Annotated in this window: 15 protein-coding genes; 5 read left to right on the forward strand and 10 right to left on the reverse strand. The window is 49.6% G+C overall.

Going from position 1 to position 13,460, the window contains the following annotated elements:
* Positions 1-36 precede the first annotated feature (36 nt).
* The 10 genes from JWG39_RS08835 to JWG39_RS08880 all read right to left on the reverse strand — a co-directional run bounded on the left by JWG39_RS08835 (position 37) and on the right by JWG39_RS08880 (position 8,570).
* Positions 37-372, reverse strand: a complete 336-nt coding sequence (locus tag JWG39_RS08835; protein WP_205219028.1) for a hypothetical protein — start codon at positions 370-372, stop codon at positions 37-39.
* Positions 373-609: 237 nt separating this feature from the next.
* Positions 610-1,347: a carboxy-S-adenosyl-L-methionine synthase CmoA gene (gene cmoA / locus JWG39_RS08840; RefSeq protein WP_205219029.1), complete on the reverse strand. Its 738-nt coding sequence runs from the start codon at positions 1,345-1,347 to the stop codon at positions 610-612.
* 4 nt (positions 1,348-1,351) lie between these two features.
* Positions 1,352-1,729, reverse strand: coding sequence for a DUF1318 domain-containing protein (locus JWG39_RS08845; protein WP_205219030.1), 378 nt, complete (start codon positions 1,727-1,729; stop codon positions 1,352-1,354).
* Positions 1,726-1,968 carry a YnbE family lipoprotein gene (locus JWG39_RS08850; protein ID WP_205219031.1) on the reverse strand — a complete coding sequence of 81 codons (243 nt, stop codon included), beginning with the start codon at positions 1,966-1,968 and terminating at the stop codon, positions 1,726-1,728. Before JWG39_RS08850 ends, JWG39_RS08845 begins: the two co-directional genes overlap by 4 nt.
* Complete coding sequence (locus tag JWG39_RS08855; RefSeq protein WP_205219032.1) at positions 1,965-4,436, reverse strand: intermembrane phospholipid transport protein YdbH family protein; 2,472 nt, start codon at positions 4,434-4,436, stop codon at positions 1,965-1,967. The genes JWG39_RS08850 and JWG39_RS08855 overlap by 4 nt, the downstream gene beginning before the upstream one ends.
* 15 nt (positions 4,437-4,451) lie before the next feature.
* Positions 4,452-5,231 carry an enoyl-CoA hydratase/isomerase family protein gene (locus tag JWG39_RS08860; RefSeq protein WP_205219033.1) on the reverse strand — a complete coding sequence of 260 codons (780 nt, stop codon included), beginning with the start codon at positions 5,229-5,231 and terminating at the stop codon, positions 4,452-4,454.
* 178 nt (positions 5,232-5,409) lie between these two features.
* Positions 5,410-5,919, reverse strand: coding sequence for a hypothetical protein (locus tag JWG39_RS08865; protein WP_240192062.1), 510 nt, complete (start codon positions 5,917-5,919; stop codon positions 5,410-5,412).
* Positions 5,920-6,027: 108 nt separating this feature from the next.
* Positions 6,028-6,816: a DNA repair protein RecO gene (recO, locus tag JWG39_RS08870; RefSeq protein WP_205219034.1), complete on the reverse strand. Its 789-nt coding sequence runs from the start codon at positions 6,814-6,816 to the stop codon at positions 6,028-6,030.
* Positions 6,809-7,537 carry a helix-turn-helix domain-containing protein gene (locus JWG39_RS08875; protein ID WP_205219035.1) on the reverse strand — a complete coding sequence of 243 codons (729 nt, stop codon included), beginning with the start codon at positions 7,535-7,537 and terminating at the stop codon, positions 6,809-6,811. Before JWG39_RS08875 ends, recO begins: the two co-directional genes overlap by 8 nt.
* 1 nt (position 7,538) lies before the next feature.
* Positions 7,539-8,570 (reverse strand): peptidylprolyl isomerase, encoded by a 1,032-nt coding sequence (locus JWG39_RS08880; protein ID WP_205219036.1) that lies wholly within the window; start codon positions 8,568-8,570, stop codon positions 7,539-7,541.
* Positions 8,571-8,953: 383 nt separating this feature from the next.
* Between JWG39_RS08880 and JWG39_RS08885 the strand changes: the two genes are divergently transcribed.
* The 5 genes from JWG39_RS08885 (at position 8,954) to JWG39_RS08905 (ending at position 13,286) form a co-directional block, all read left to right on the forward strand.
* The gene (locus JWG39_RS08885) at positions 8,954-9,448 is read left to right on the forward strand and encodes a TlpA family protein disulfide reductase (protein ID WP_205219037.1); all 495 of its coding nucleotides are present in this window, start codon (positions 8,954-8,956) and stop codon (positions 9,446-9,448) included.
* Positions 9,449-9,939: 491 nt separating this feature from the next.
* Positions 9,940-10,659 carry a precorrin-2 dehydrogenase/sirohydrochlorin ferrochelatase family protein gene (locus tag JWG39_RS08890; protein WP_205219038.1) on the forward strand — a complete coding sequence of 240 codons (720 nt, stop codon included), beginning with the start codon at positions 9,940-9,942 and terminating at the stop codon, positions 10,657-10,659.
* A gap of 24 nt (positions 10,660-10,683) precedes the next feature.
* The gene (ccsA, locus tag JWG39_RS08895) at positions 10,684-11,511 is read left to right on the forward strand and encodes a cytochrome c biogenesis protein CcsA (protein WP_205219039.1); all 828 of its coding nucleotides are present in this window, start codon (positions 10,684-10,686) and stop codon (positions 11,509-11,511) included.
* Entirely contained in the window at positions 11,501-12,811 is a 1,311-nt protein-coding gene (gene hemA, locus JWG39_RS08900; protein ID WP_205219040.1) for a glutamyl-tRNA reductase, read from the forward strand. Before ccsA ends, hemA begins: the two co-directional genes overlap by 11 nt.
* Positions 12,804-13,286 (forward strand): hypothetical protein, encoded by a 483-nt coding sequence (locus JWG39_RS08905; protein ID WP_205219041.1) that lies wholly within the window; start codon positions 12,804-12,806, stop codon positions 13,284-13,286. Before hemA ends, JWG39_RS08905 begins: the two co-directional genes overlap by 8 nt.
* Positions 13,287-13,460: the final 174 nt, after the last annotated feature.

Genomic DNA, 13,460 nt, shown 5'->3' on the forward strand with positions numbered 1-13,460 from the left:
TCCTGGTACTCTCATTTCATGAGGAATCTAAGCGTCTCAGCTTTTAGATTCTCCAGTCCACGACATAACGTTCTTCCTTTTCCCTGCCGTAATGGGCGAAACATGATTGAGATACATCCTGTACTTTTCATTTCCGGGCAGAATGATGAACTGTTTGTCCCCTGCTGCAGCCCCGTCTGCCCTCGTGCTGAGGTCAAAAGAGAGAGCGCCGGACTTCAACATGGTGACAGTGCCAATACTGTCGGTACTCCGGTCAACCTGATTGTTTTCTTCGTTGTTGGTGAGATTCTGTTTATCTGGAGAGCATCCGACACAACTCGTAAGAGTCATTGCAGTGGCAAAAATGAGGATGGTGCAGGTCAAGTATTTCATTGTCTTCTCCTTATGGATAATCAGGTATCCTGATGAGAAAAGGGTTGAGAGAACAGTACGGAATGTTTTTAGGCTACCTTGAATAATCAGTCTTTCGCCCATCTTCTTCGTTACAGTAAAAAATTTATCCTCCGACAAAGCGAGGAACGAGACGTCGAGATATCAATCATATACCTGTGGTAAATTTTCTCCTGTGCCTCGAATATGAACGAAATACAAGATTATTCAAGATACCCTTTATTTTGCTTTCACTGCAAGGATCGAGCAGAAATTAAACCACTGAAAAAAAGTGGTGACAGAGAAAAATCCGCAACTGCGCAGCATCTTCTGATTTTCTTCCATGCTGAAAGGAATAAGGACGTTTTCCAGCGCTTCCCGCTTGCGGGCTATCTCCAGTTCGGAGTAACCGCGGGCCTTTTTAAACTGATGGTAAATGTGGATGAAGTCGCGATTGAGTCGCTGGTCATCAAGGATGGTTTTTTCCGAAAGTATTAAAATTCCGCCCGGACGTAACGCATTGAATATACGCTGGAGAAACTCCATGCGCTGCAGCGGACGCAGAAATTGAAGCGTGTAGTTGAGCACAACTGCAGCCACGTTTTTTTCAGAAAATTCTGCAATGTTGCTGCAACGAAACTCTATTTGTTTCCCTTTGCCGAACATTTCCGTTTTTTGCCGCGCTTCTTCAAGCATTGCCGGGGAGTTGTCACAGCCGAGAAAACGCAATTGTTTATGACTGAGGATACGGGAAAACTGTAACAGGGTGGAACCGGTGGAACAGCCGAGATCACACACCAGTTCCCCTTCGTCGAGAAAACGATCAAGTAACTGCGCGGCGCTCTCAATGACTTCCGCATAAAAAGGAACGGAGCGGTCGATCATGTCATCAAAAACACGAGCTACCTGGTCGTTGAAAATAAAATCCTCGCCAACATTTTCAATGTTGAAAAGGGTGTCTTTTTCGCGTTTTAACATTTGTCTATTTTGTATACCAGCTGCCGTTCGCCCGCTGGAACTGCTGCCCCGCAGAACCCTTCTTTGCAATCTGCGCCGCACGCCGCCGACCGACCAGCGCTGCAGAAACACCCTGCGATTTTGCGATGGCTGCATAGACTCTGGTGCGGTCGTTGTTCTCTGCCGCAACCAGTTTTTCTTTTTTTTTCGAACCGCGAAATGTCAGCAGTCCCTTATTATTTTCCCCAACAATACCGCTGTTTTTCAAGTTGGTGATGGCAGGCAGGCGTGCGGCCATCTGTTGCCTAGTATCTCCGGCCTGCGCCGCCGTGGAGGCAAAAAGCAGGGCAAGAGTGAGAAAGAGGGTGTAAAACAGTTTCTTTTCTGGAAGAAAAAATTTCATGGTGCTCCTCCTTCATTTGATTTCGCGGGAGCATTGCCCGTTTTGCTGGTAACTGCAGCTGCCTGTTCATCAAGGTCACCGAAGAAATTGTCAAGTGCGCGGTCAACTTTGACATTGATATCAATGGTGATGTGGATCGGCTTGATTTCTACCGGTTTCACATCGATTTCGTGTCTTGTACAGCCCGCTGCAAGAAAAACAAAGCTGGCAGCGAGCAGAAATACCGCATGGAGCTTCATATCCCCTCCTTAAGGTTTTTCATCATGGACCCGTATCCCGTACCGACGTTGAAGAGCTGCTGCAGGGGCAGGTGAAAATTGACATCAAAATGTACTGGATGCTGCAGTCCTGAGCCCGTTTTATTCGGCACGATTTGTCCATTCTCGTAACCATAAGGTAACGGCTCTTCAGGCTTGCCGTCAAGCTGCATCTGCAGGAGAAGATTATCTCCTTCACTGTTGAATGTAAGTTTTGTCCAGTTACAGACAAAATTCCGGAGAGAGTCGAGGGAGTATGAGAGGTACGGAGATGCCGTTGCACCGGAAAGTCCTGCAGTGATCTGCCGGGGATCGTTGAAGTGAAGCACGACCTGCTCTCCGGGGGAGGAGTAGAGAAAACCCTTGTCGATGTAGAGGTGTTTTTTAAGAAAGGAGAGGGGAAGTCGACCGTTCAGAGACACTTCACCAGAGGCACCTGCCACCCCGAACTGTTTAAGCAGTTCTCCAAGGCGGAGCCGGTCACAGTAAAGGATTGTGTCAAAGTCCATCTCCGGTGTAATCCGCATGGCGGTGCTCTCAATTGTCCCGCTGCACCATCCGGCCTGTACGCTTTCGAGCAGGATGCTGGTTGTATCTTCAAGTTGCCAGAACAGCTTTGCGCTGGTGAGTTTGATGTCTCCAGCGTCAATCTTTTCTACTGTCAGCCGTTGACTCGGCGCTGACTGCAGGCGAAGGATGTCAGGCAGGGTAATTGAGGTTTGAATTCCCTGCAGATGAGTGCTCTCCTGCTGCAGGTCCCCGTCCGAAAGGGAAAGCGTAAGTGAACCACCGGTGGTTTCTGGCGAGAAATAAAAATTTGCTCTGCCGCCAAGTTTACCGGTTGCCTTGAGTTCCGGATTGATATGTAAACCGAGAGAGGCTGGCAGGGTGCTGATGTCGAATTCGCTTTGCGGGAGATGGCATTGCCAGACGCTCTTAAGAGTTGTTTGGGTGAGGTCTCCTGTGCAGTTCAGGTCAAAGTTTTTTATGAGTGGACTGGAGAGGTTGAGACGTGTCTTGAGACCGTTATGCGTCTGAGTGAGAATGGAATGCAGTTTCCCAATATTTGTTTCCTGCCAGCGAATGTTGCCGATGGAAAGCTCTCCTCTGGAGCGACTGCGAATCCTCGGTGGCGGGTATTGGATGGGCATTTGCAGGTGGACGTCACTCAGTTCAGTGCTGGATGCGGGGAAAAGCAGGTGGGGAATGGTGGCATCAAGACGGGCGGTTGTGCCGGTTTTTCCTTTTTTTGCTGTCAAATTGATGGCAAGTTTGGGAATCGCCATCGGGCCGAACTGCAGTTTGCCAGCAGTGAGTTTCGATGCAAAAGTTCCTCCGTCTTCATTATATATTCCTGAAAGAGTGAGAGTTGTTGGTTCTGGACTCAATTCATGTCGCAGTGATATTGCTGCGGTCAGGTTTTGTTTGTGAAAATCCAGGGAGCCTTCAGCGTGTGCAAATACCTTAAACGGACTGGAGAGTATCAGATTTTTAAGAACAAAATCAGCGTGGATGTTGTCACCGGAGAGGGCAAGTTGCAATGGTTTTACAGGAGGACTGTCGAGTCGTAGAGAATTTCCGGTTGAGAGGGAGGTCGACGGAAAAAAGAGATTGGCCTGCCATGATTCCAGGGTTGAACCGGAGAGCAGGGCTTTACCGGTGATTTCTCCTGTGCCTTCAAGTTGCAGTGCCGGAATTTTTGGAAGCAGGGGGAATTGAAGTATCCGTTGCAGATTAAGAAGGGTGCCCTTTGCTGTAAGGTGACGTTTACTGCCATCCAGTTGAGCTGTAAGTTCAATGTTAAGGGGGAGTTCTCCGGTACAGGAAAACGCGGCATGAAATCCGTTAAGGAGTTTACCATCCTTTGTCTCGATCAGTTCTGGTGTGAAGCTGCCACTGAAGAGAATATGTATGTTTTCTTCAGGCGTATCAAGGTTGTGCAGGACCAGATCACCGTTGTGGATAGTCACCTTGTCTACCCCGAAGGGAAGGAGGATGGGGCTGACGGGGCTGTCGGGGCTCTCTTTTGTGGTACTGCTGACGGTATTCGTCAGTTCAGGTGGCAGCACTATGCGGTTATCAGCAAAGGGGAGCGTTATTTTCAGCCACTCTATTTCGATAGAGGTTATTTCTTTCTGTTGCAGGGATTTCAGTGTGCTGTTGAGTCTGAGGCCTTCAAAACTCAGGGAAGCTTCTTCTGTGGTAAAATTTCCCTGCAGAGAAATTATTGAGGGTGTGAACTGTTCTATTTCAAGGTGGTGGCTGATAAAGGGCAGAGATTGTGTTGCCCCGGGCAATATCCAGTGATTGCAGATAAACGGAAGGGAAAAAAAAAGCAGAAAACCACAGAGAAGGAGAATGGTACAGAAGAACAGGGTGCGGGTGAACAGCCGAAGAAGCTTGTGCCTCCTGAAGCCTTCGCCCGCAGCCTGCGTATTCTTCTCTGTCATTTTTTCAGCGCAGCATCAGCGGAATTTCCACTCCGGCGTGCGTTTTTCAAAAAAGGCCTTTACGCCTTCTTTTGCGTCATCGGCAGTGCAGAGACGGGCAAACGCGTCGTTCATAAAATCAAACTGCTGGGCGTAGTTCATGTCCTCGCTGGCATAAAAACTACTCTTGGCAATCTGTACGGCAAGCGGACTTTTCTGTGCCAGCTTCTCGGCCCAGGCACGTGCCTCTTTGTCGAGGTCGGCCCTGGGAACAACACGGTTAACCAGACCGAGTCGAAGCAGTTCCTCCGCCGGAATCAACTCCCCGAACAGCAACAGTTCCATTGCTTTTTTACGTCCCACAACTCTCGCGACAGGAAGGACCGGGCCGACGCAGTTAAGACCAACGTTGATGGCGGTAAGTCCCATACGGGTGTTGTCGGCGGCAATAGTGAGGTCGGCGGCGACGGCGAGGCCCATGCCGTTAGCAGCGGCTACACCCTGTACTGCAGCGATAACCGGAGTTTTCATCTGGACGATGTCAGTAAACGGCTGCTCCATGTGTCCGATCCAGGCGCGGTATTCGAGCGGGCTCTGCCCCTCCAGTTCGTTGACATCAATTCCTGCGCAGAACGCCCGTCCTTCCGAACGAATGAGAACCACCCGCACTGCAGGATCACCTTCCATCTCCATCAGGGCCATGTGCAACTCTTCGGCCATCGAGCTGGTGAACGTGTTGAGAGTATCGGGTTGATTGAGGGTGATGACTCCAACAGGTGATGCATCGTGTTCGATGGTAAGACTGGCATACGTCATGGTAATCTCCTGTGCAGGGGTTGAGTGAGTAATCTTCCTTTTACCTGTGAATTTTCTGATTTCCTTCTTGCTGTTTTCCTGCCCTTCTCTTTGTTTACAGCATGGCCAGCTTTTTCGAGGGGGCTTTTACGGGTACCTTGAATAATCGCCCATTTTCTTTGTTACAGTTAAAAATCTTTCAAAGAGAGATGCGCAGAGCCACACCAAGAAAGATTGTATCGGTGTCAATCTTGTGCTCTTTATCATCAAAATCGGCGACATCATTAAATCTGTAGTTGGCGTTGATATCGGCATATATATGGGGCAGAATTTCTAAATTAAGACCGGCACGCAGAGCGTAAAAAGGATCATCCGCCCATTCCCCGTCTGTGTGGGTGGTTCCGATTCCTGCTCCGGCGTAGATCATATCACCAAAGAGGAGCCATGCCTGCGGGGCGATGGCGCTTTCACCAAAGCGATCAGGAAGAAATTCACAGTCGAGTTCAAGGCCGAAAAGACCTTCCCAGTATTGATATGAGGCGAGAAGGCTGTAGCCATCCTTGTCAAAGCTCTCACCATCCCAGTCGAGATCATCTACGGAGGTCCAATACGTGGCGCCTCCGCCAATGCGTGTATCACCGGCATGGGAGGCGACGGGAAGGGCAAGGAAGACGAGTAAAACTGCAGTGGTAATAAGCCTTTTGTTCATCTTTTTCTCCTTTTTCAGGGGTGTTTTTTCCAGAGGACACAACTTCATTCAGTAAACAGTACAATATCTTGTACGCGAGGGAAAGGGAAATAGGCGGTCCTTTCTTCTTCAGGGAAATTTGAACATCACAGCCGAAAAAACGCTCCAGGAATTGATGTCCCGCTGAAGAATGTGTTGGGCAAAGCTGTAGAGCAAACGAAGACTTTCGTTGCTGACCCGGGAGCCGGGTTTGAGACGATCCAGGTGTTCAAGGGACATGGACTGAGCCATATTGAGCATATTGAGACTGCCGCCTGAAAGGGGACTTCGCAGAGGTTTCCCATTGCAGATCTCACAAATCAGTCCACCGCTGTGCATATCAAAACGCACAGGATGGCTTGAGGCGGGAGCTCCACAACTGGTGCAGAAACGCAGTTCCGGCCGGTAGCCAAGCAGATCAAAGCTGCGCAGGAAGAAGAGGGCGACGACAGTACGGGGGGCCATACGCATATCAAGTTGATAAAATGCCCAGAGGGTAAGGCGGAAAAGATCGCTGTCGCTTTCCGCATCCCGAATGCTGTGCAGGAGCAGCTCCCGTATTACATTCCCGGCGAGGTAGGCGGGATAATTCGTTCGGAGAAAGGGATAGATGTTGTTGAGTTCTGCTTCGTTGAGAAAGGCAAGGGATGTGGAGACTTTTTGTTTGAAAGTGACGTGCAGACGGGTGAAGATCTCAAGCTTGTTTACGAAACGCTTTTTACTGTTCCGTGCGCCTTTGGCAATAGCCGAGATGCGTCCAGAGTTGTGGCAGAAGAGTGTAACAATCAGGTCAGACTCTCCTGTTTCAAGAGAGTTCAGGACAATGGCGTCATCTTCCATGCGGTGATTGTCAAAGGTGATTCTGCTGCACTTATGCAACAGATTTTTGCCTGTTACGGAGCTCTTTCACTTCATCAATTGCCCGGGAAACTGCCCTGTGCAGGGGCTGGTATATTTCGTTCTCCTGGCTGGAGGTGGCCGGACGAAGGTCACGGTTATGCAGAGTGCCGTTTTCATCGAAACTGCGTAGTTTCTGGCTCAGGAAAGAGGCGGGGTTCCACGAAAAAAACCAGCAGAGAAAGGCGAAGAAGGCGAGAAGAATGAAAATGATCATGCCGATAGAGGTGAAAATGAGCAGTGAGGGACGCTCGGCCATGGCCTCAACGTCTTCATGCATGCTGCCAAAATCGAGAGTGAAGGTGTTCTTTCGTTCAGGCGATCGGGCCCGCTCGGACTCAAACAGGCAGGCAGTATTGTCCGGATCAAGGTGTACCATCCGGGCATACATCCGATAGAAACCACGGCAGAAAGGAGTGGCAGGAAGATCTGCGTAGCGACTCTCTTCCATGGCAATCAGGTTGGTGCGTGATATCCTGGTCTTCCGGGCAATCTCGGCGAGAAGAAGTCCCTGAGTAATTCGGGCGGCGCGCAGTTTGTCACCAATTCTGCCGCCAGTCGATATCCCGGCGGGCCACTGATGCTGATGCGGGTGAACCTGCTGGTCGTTGCTCTGCGCCTGTTGCCGTATCTGCTGCTGATGTATGGCAGGAATTCGGCGATGCTGCAACGCAACCTTCTGTCCTGCGGTACGTTCTGACATTTTACATCTTCTGTATATAGGCGTCAGCCTTCAGTTTTTTAATCCAGTCTTCATATTCCGCCTGCAGTTGTTTCTGAAACAGTTTTTCGCGGATTTCGTTTTTTACGTCCTCATATTCAGCAGTGATGACGACGGCATTTTTGTCGGTGCCAGTTACTTGAAAAAACTGATACCCATCACTTGTTTCAATAATATCACTTACCTGGGAAGCTCGCAGACCCTTAATTGCTCCAGCCATACTGGGGGCCATCTCGTCAAGGGAAAAGGAACCAATATCTCCGCCGTCAGAGGCGGAGGGAAGATCAGAATATTTTTTTGCCAGTTTCTTGAAATCTTTGCCTGCAAGCACTGAGGTGCGAATTTCTTTTGCCATCTCAAGAGCCTTTTTCTTTGAACGCTGGTGGTCACTGGTCTTCTTCTCCCCCCAGGCGAAGCCCATTTGCAGGAGTTGGTACGTCTTTCCGTCAATCGTCTCAATGTAATTTTTCTGATAATAATTTTTTACCATTGTATCAGTTATGACTATTTTGGAGCGAACGTCAACATTGAGAAGTTTACTTTGCAGAATTCCCGCCTGGATGTTGTCCCGTACTACTGCTTCGCTTACCCCTGCCTGCTTTATCTGAGAAAGAAATTGGGCCTGACTCAGTCCTGAACGTTCCCTCTGGCTCTTAAAAGCGCGGTCAATTTCCAGATCAGAGACGGTAATATTGGCTTCCTTCGCCTTGCGGGAGAGGAGGCGGCGATCAATAATGGATTCCAGCGTTTTTCGGCGAACATCTTCGAGTTGTGCCAGATCAGCCGGGTCGCTGCTGGTAAGAAGGCTCTTGTACCGTTGAGCTATTTCCGCGTTGAGCTCACTGAGAGTGATGACATCGTTGTCCACAACGGCTACGACCTTATCGAGCAGTCTGGCGGCGGCACCTGCAGGGAAAAGAACACTGACAAACAGAGCAAAAACGAGCAGCGCAGTGCAGAAAGGGAATGTGCGACGGAGGAAAAGCCTGCGAAGCAGGGTAAAATATACGGTCATATAAATGGCAGGGTCTGCAGTTTTTCAGAATGGATGATCAGAAAATGGCCTTATGGTCAGCAGGACATTGATTATTGGGTACCTTAAATAACCAGTCTTTCGCCCATCTTCTTCGTTACAGTAAAAAAATTATCCTCGGAGGTACGCGCTGCACTCCGATCTCAAAGTTACAGGCAGGTAAACTTCATACTGTGCCTTGAATGTAAACGAAAGACAAGATCCTTCAAGGTCCCTGTTGACATTTCTCTCTTGAGAAATATCATAACATGTTCGGTTGATATCAGTCCCGGAGAGTAGCGGGAACCTGTGTGAGCTGCCAGCTTGTCGCAGGTAATAATATACCACACACTCTTCTAACATAAAAATCTTTTTAAGGAACGCAGATGAAACATCCTGACAATATGAAGCTTCGTGCCATTATGCTGACACTGGTATTCCTTTTTCTGACTGGTGTCGCGCAGGCGAATACCCGTATGCCAGCGTTTTCACTTGCCAGTGCGGTTGATGGTGAAACTGTTGATTCCTCTTCTTTCCGTGGCATGGCGTTGCTGGTAACGTTTTTCGCAACATATTGTCCGCCCTGCAGGCTTGAGGTAAATGAGCTGAAAGAACTTCAGAAAGAGTACGCTGTAAACCAGTTTTCCGTGGTTGCGCTTTCCATGGATCGTGGAAGCAAAGGGGTCGCGAATTTCATGGAAGAGAGGTCCATCAACTATCCTGTGCTCATGGCTACCATGCAGACCAGTAATGACTTCGGTGGGGTGATGAGTATCCCTTCCGCCTTTCTTGTCAATCGCGACGGGGATGTGGTTAAACGGTATATGGGCTATGTTGGCAGGGACATCTTTGAAAAGGACATAAAAAGCGTACTGAAATAATACTCCTGTATAAACACGAATTATTACTCATTCGTAATCGCCAAAAAAGATGTCTACGCAGTTGCGTTCTCTGGTCAATACAAAATGTAAATGGTATAACTTCTGGGAACATCAAAGATGAACGAAAAACAAGGTTCTTCAAGATTCCATGCTGTTCGTTTCTTCTCTGCCCGTCCTGAGCTCTGCAAGAGTGTTCTCTGACGAGGTAAAAATAATCACATTTCAGCCCGGCAGCAGTGGGGCACAGAGGGATTCTCGTTCCTGAGATTTTTGTTCTTTGGAAATCGGGGTGGATTTATCTGCTGAAATATCTATAATGATCAAGCAGTTGTCTCTATTGATGCGGGCTGGTCCCTTTATGAAAAAGTGTATTACAATGCAGGGAGGTTGCGGAGTTGATCAGGATGATATTTCTCAGGACCCCGGAGGGAACAGCCGGGTTTTTTTCTGTGTCCGGTTCAGGGCATCTCGTTTTTCAAGGGTGACAGATCATGGCACTTTATCCCGTTAATCTTAACCTCAAAGGTAAGGTCTGCGTTGTTATAGGGGGCGGCAAAGTGGCTGCCCGTAAAGTGGCTGGACTTTGCCGCGGCGGGGCAGCGGTCAGGCTTATAAGCCCTGAAATTGTCGATGAAATACGCCCATGGCTGAAGGGCATGGAGACCACTCCGGTGGAGTGGTTTGAGCGAGAGTATGCGCTTGGTGACCTGCAGGATGTCTTCCTTGCCTTTGCCGCTACTTCCAGTCCGGCAGTGCAGAAAGATATCCGTGAGGAAGCCGCCCGGCGCAATGTGCTCTTGAATATCGTCGATGATCCGGATAAGAGTGGGTTCCATGTTCCGGGACATTTCCGACGGGGGAATGTACTGGTTACGGCATCTACCGGCGGAGAGAGTCCCGCTCTTGCATCTTCCCTGCGACAGCGGCTTGAGGAGATGATTTGCCCTGAATATGACCTCGTCAATCGCCTGCTTGGTTCCGTCCGCGAAGCGCTGCTGGCAGCGGGGGGAACAGCCGGAGAACACGGTCGAATATTTAATGAATTAATGAGTAGTGGTATCGTGGAGCAGATTCTTCAGGGCGAGTGGTTTCGAGTTCAACAAATACTCTGCAATGCTCTTCCCCCCGGTGTCGACGGCTCAAAAATCACTGCTCATTTTATTGAGGAAGGTGAGGAGATCGGTCTTATTAAACCACTTTCTCTTCGCTGATTCTTCTTGCGGAATTGAATACATATGACAGAACTCAGTAATATCCTCTATGCCGTAATCCTGCTGGTGTCAGGCCTCTCCTGTGCGGGCTATCTGGTCTATTTCTTTCGACAGCGTAAAGATGTCCGTCAGATTGCCCGGGTACTGCTTCTTACCAGCGGCATCCTGCAAACTCTTTTCCTGCTGACACGATATGTCCTTGTCGGTCACACTCCTATTACTTCACCCTTTGAAACCATGGTCTTTTTTGCCTGGTCAACGACCTGGGCTTTTCTGACCTTTCACTGGCGATACTCCCTGAAAAATTTTGGGACCATCGTGTCATTGATGATCTTCTCACTGCTGGTGGTCTCTCTTTTTGCCAGTCAGCAGGTTGTTTCACTGCCGCCGAAACTGCAAAGCGTCTGGCTGCCGGTTCATGCCGGAATCTCCCTGTTCTCTTATGGTTTCCTCTCCCTTGCCTTCTGCGGCGGGGTAATGTACCTCATTCTCGAAAGGGCGTTGAAGCGCAAACGATTTGGTTTCCTTTTTGAACGACTTCCCTCTCTTGATGCTCTGGATCAGCTTAACAGCCACTGTATCACCATCGGCTTTGGCCTGCTCACTGCCGGTATTCTAACTGGAGTTCTGTGGCTGAAACAGGTCTATGGTGACTACTGGCACGGTGGCCCGAAAGAGGTGTGGTCGATGGTTATCTGGTTTGCCCTCTTATTTCAGGTGCACCAGCGTTATTCCGTTGGCTGGCGTGGTCGCCGGGCGGCCCTGCTTGTGGTTCTGACTTTTGTAGTTATCCTGCTCACCCTCTGGGGCATTACGTATCTTTCCGGAGGCGCACACGGACATGCAATCTGAACAAATTCTATTGCTCGGGGTGAATCACAAAACGACCCCCGTGGAAATTCGCGAAAAAATGGCCCTCTCAGGTGGCTACGATCAGTACCTTGCCGCGCTGAATAAGGTTGAACATGTACAGGAGCATTACCTTCTCTCCACCTGTAACCGGGTCGAACTCCTTGTGGTGGCTGATACCGGTGCTGACGTAAGAGATCTCTTGATTCGTTTCCTTTTTGGGGATGAAGTGCCCCTTGAGAAGGCAGATGAGTATCTCTACATTCTTGAAGGGCGGGAGGCAGTGCACCACCTTTTTACCGTTGCCGGCAGCCTGGATTCGATGGTGGTTGGTGAGTCACAGATTCTCGGTCAACTCAAGGAGGCCTATCGGCATGCTGCAGAGCAGCACTCCACGGGGGCGCTGCTCAATAAGATGCTGCACAAGAGTTTTACGGTAGCCAAGCGGGTGCGCACTGAAACAGGGATCGGCAGTTCGGCGGTCTCTATCAGCTATGCGGCGGTACAGCTTGCGAAAAAAATATTTGGCGATCTGCGGCAGAAAAAAGTGCTGTTGATCGGTGCTGGAGAGATGGCTGAGCTGGCAGCAGAACATCTTGTTGGCAACGGGGTGAAGACGGTGAGTGTGGCAAATCGGACACTTGCCCGGGCCATGCGGCTGGCTGAGCGTTTCGAGGGTGGGGCTATCAGCATGGAAGAGTTGCCTGAACACCTTGAGGAGACTGATATCATCATCAGTTCAACAGGTGCCGAGGGGCTGATAATTCATAAGAAGGATGTGCAGGCGGTAATGCGTAAACGCCGTAACAGACCGCTTTTCCTTATCGATATTGCTGTTCCGAGGGATCTTGATCCGGAGCTGAATGATCTTGATAACGTCTATCTCTATGACATTGATGATCTCAGCAGTGTGGTGGAGATAAATCGTGAGGGGCGTGGCCGTGAGGCCATCAAGGCGGAGCGCATTGTTGATGAAGAGACGCTGAAATTCGAACACTATATTGAAACTCTGGAAGTCAAGCCGACCATTGTGGAATTGCGAAAGCGGATTCGAGAGATCGCGGAGGGGGAAATGACAAAATCCCGCCACCGTCTCGGTGAGCTGACCGGGGAGCAGGAAGATGCACTTGATGCGATGCTGCATGCAATCACCGCCAAGATTCTGCACCATCCGATGGAGTATCTGAAGAGTTCGAGGTGTACGGGCCATAAAAAGATTAAAGAGCGGGTGAATACCGTTTGTGAAATTTTTGGACTGCCGGAAGGCAGGGCAAAAAAGCAGGACGATGAGACAGATGAGTGATGCTGAAGCAGATGTGGAGGGGGAACTGTTCCTGATCCGGGATTCAGGAGAGATGCCCGAGGTCGGCCTGCATGCTTCTCTTTACTGGCTGGAAAAGGATAAAGATGGCCCGCAGTTACGCTTGAATGATGAACAGAAGGAAAGACTGGTTGCGGCGGCGACCGCCCGTTACGAGGAGATTATTCTTCGTGATCTTTTGCCCGAAAACCGTTCAAAACCTCACTGCCGGGGGCTGGCACGCTCTTTCTGCAACTGGCAGCGTTTTCTCGATTTCTGTGTTCGCTGGGATGTCGACCTGGCTGAGATTCGTCAGCAGATTAAAAACGCACTGGCCAGTCGTCTTGCCGTGATGATGGTGGAGGGTGAAGATGAAGCCGAATGCTCAGCCGTTGAGCTCTTCTCTTTTGCGCAGACGCTCGGGGTTGCGATGCCGGGGGTGTTCACTCCCCCGGCAATGCACGAACATAAAGCGTGAAGTGTTTGCTTTACCGAGTCAGCGCAGCTGTGTTGTCCTCTTTTTTACAGTAGTATTTTCCTTCCAGATTTGGTAGTTCTCTGAAATTTCCTTTCCTTTTTTATTCCGAAATAGTTCAGCCTGAACGTGGCGTGAGCCTGTCTTTTCAGTATTGGAGCATACAAAAAATAATAT

Origin of the sequence: Desulforhopalus vacuolatus (assembly GCF_016918505.1) — a bacterium.
Taxonomy (GTDB): domain Bacteria; phylum Desulfobacterota; class Desulfobulbia; order Desulfobulbales; family Desulfocapsaceae; genus Desulforhopalus; species Desulforhopalus vacuolatus.

Coding starts and splice junctions, on each gene's coding strand:
- JWG39_RS08860 (WP_205219033.1), bottom strand. CDS start 5,231: ATGACGTATGCCAGTCTTACCATCGAACACGATGCATCACCTGTTGGA.
- JWG39_RS08905 (WP_205219041.1), top strand. CDS start 12,804: ATGAGTGATGCTGAAGCAGATGTGGAGGGGGAACTGTTCCTGATCCGG.
- ccsA (WP_205219039.1), top strand. CDS start 10,684: ATGACAGAACTCAGTAATATCCTCTATGCCGTAATCCTGCTGGTGTCA.
- JWG39_RS08885 (WP_205219037.1), top strand. CDS start 8,954: ATGAAACATCCTGACAATATGAAGCTTCGTGCCATTATGCTGACACTG.
- JWG39_RS08880 (WP_205219036.1), bottom strand. CDS start 8,570: ATGACCGTATATTTTACCCTGCTTCGCAGGCTTTTCCTCCGTCGCACA.
- JWG39_RS08865 (WP_240192062.1), bottom strand. CDS start 5,919: ATGAACAAAAGGCTTATTACCACTGCAGTTTTACTCGTCTTCCTTGCC.
- JWG39_RS08890 (WP_205219038.1), top strand. CDS start 9,940: ATGGCACTTTATCCCGTTAATCTTAACCTCAAAGGTAAGGTCTGCGTT.
- JWG39_RS08875 (WP_205219035.1), bottom strand. CDS start 7,537: ATGTCAGAACGTACCGCAGGACAGAAGGTTGCGTTGCAGCATCGCCGA.
- cmoA (WP_205219029.1), bottom strand. CDS start 1,347: ATGTTAAAACGCGAAAAAGACACCCTTTTCAACATTGAAAATGTTGGC.
- JWG39_RS08835 (WP_205219028.1), bottom strand. CDS start 372: ATGAAATACTTGACCTGCACCATCCTCATTTTTGCCACTGCAATGACT.
- JWG39_RS08855 (WP_205219032.1), bottom strand. CDS start 4,436: ATGACAGAGAAGAATACGCAGGCTGCGGGCGAAGGCTTCAGGAGGCAC.
- JWG39_RS08850 (WP_205219031.1), bottom strand. CDS start 1,968: ATGAAGCTCCATGCGGTATTTCTGCTCGCTGCCAGCTTTGTTTTTCTT.
- hemA (WP_205219040.1), top strand. CDS start 11,501: ATGCAATCTGAACAAATTCTATTGCTCGGGGTGAATCACAAAACGACC.
- JWG39_RS08845 (WP_205219030.1), bottom strand. CDS start 1,729: ATGAAATTTTTTCTTCCAGAAAAGAAACTGTTTTACACCCTCTTTCTC.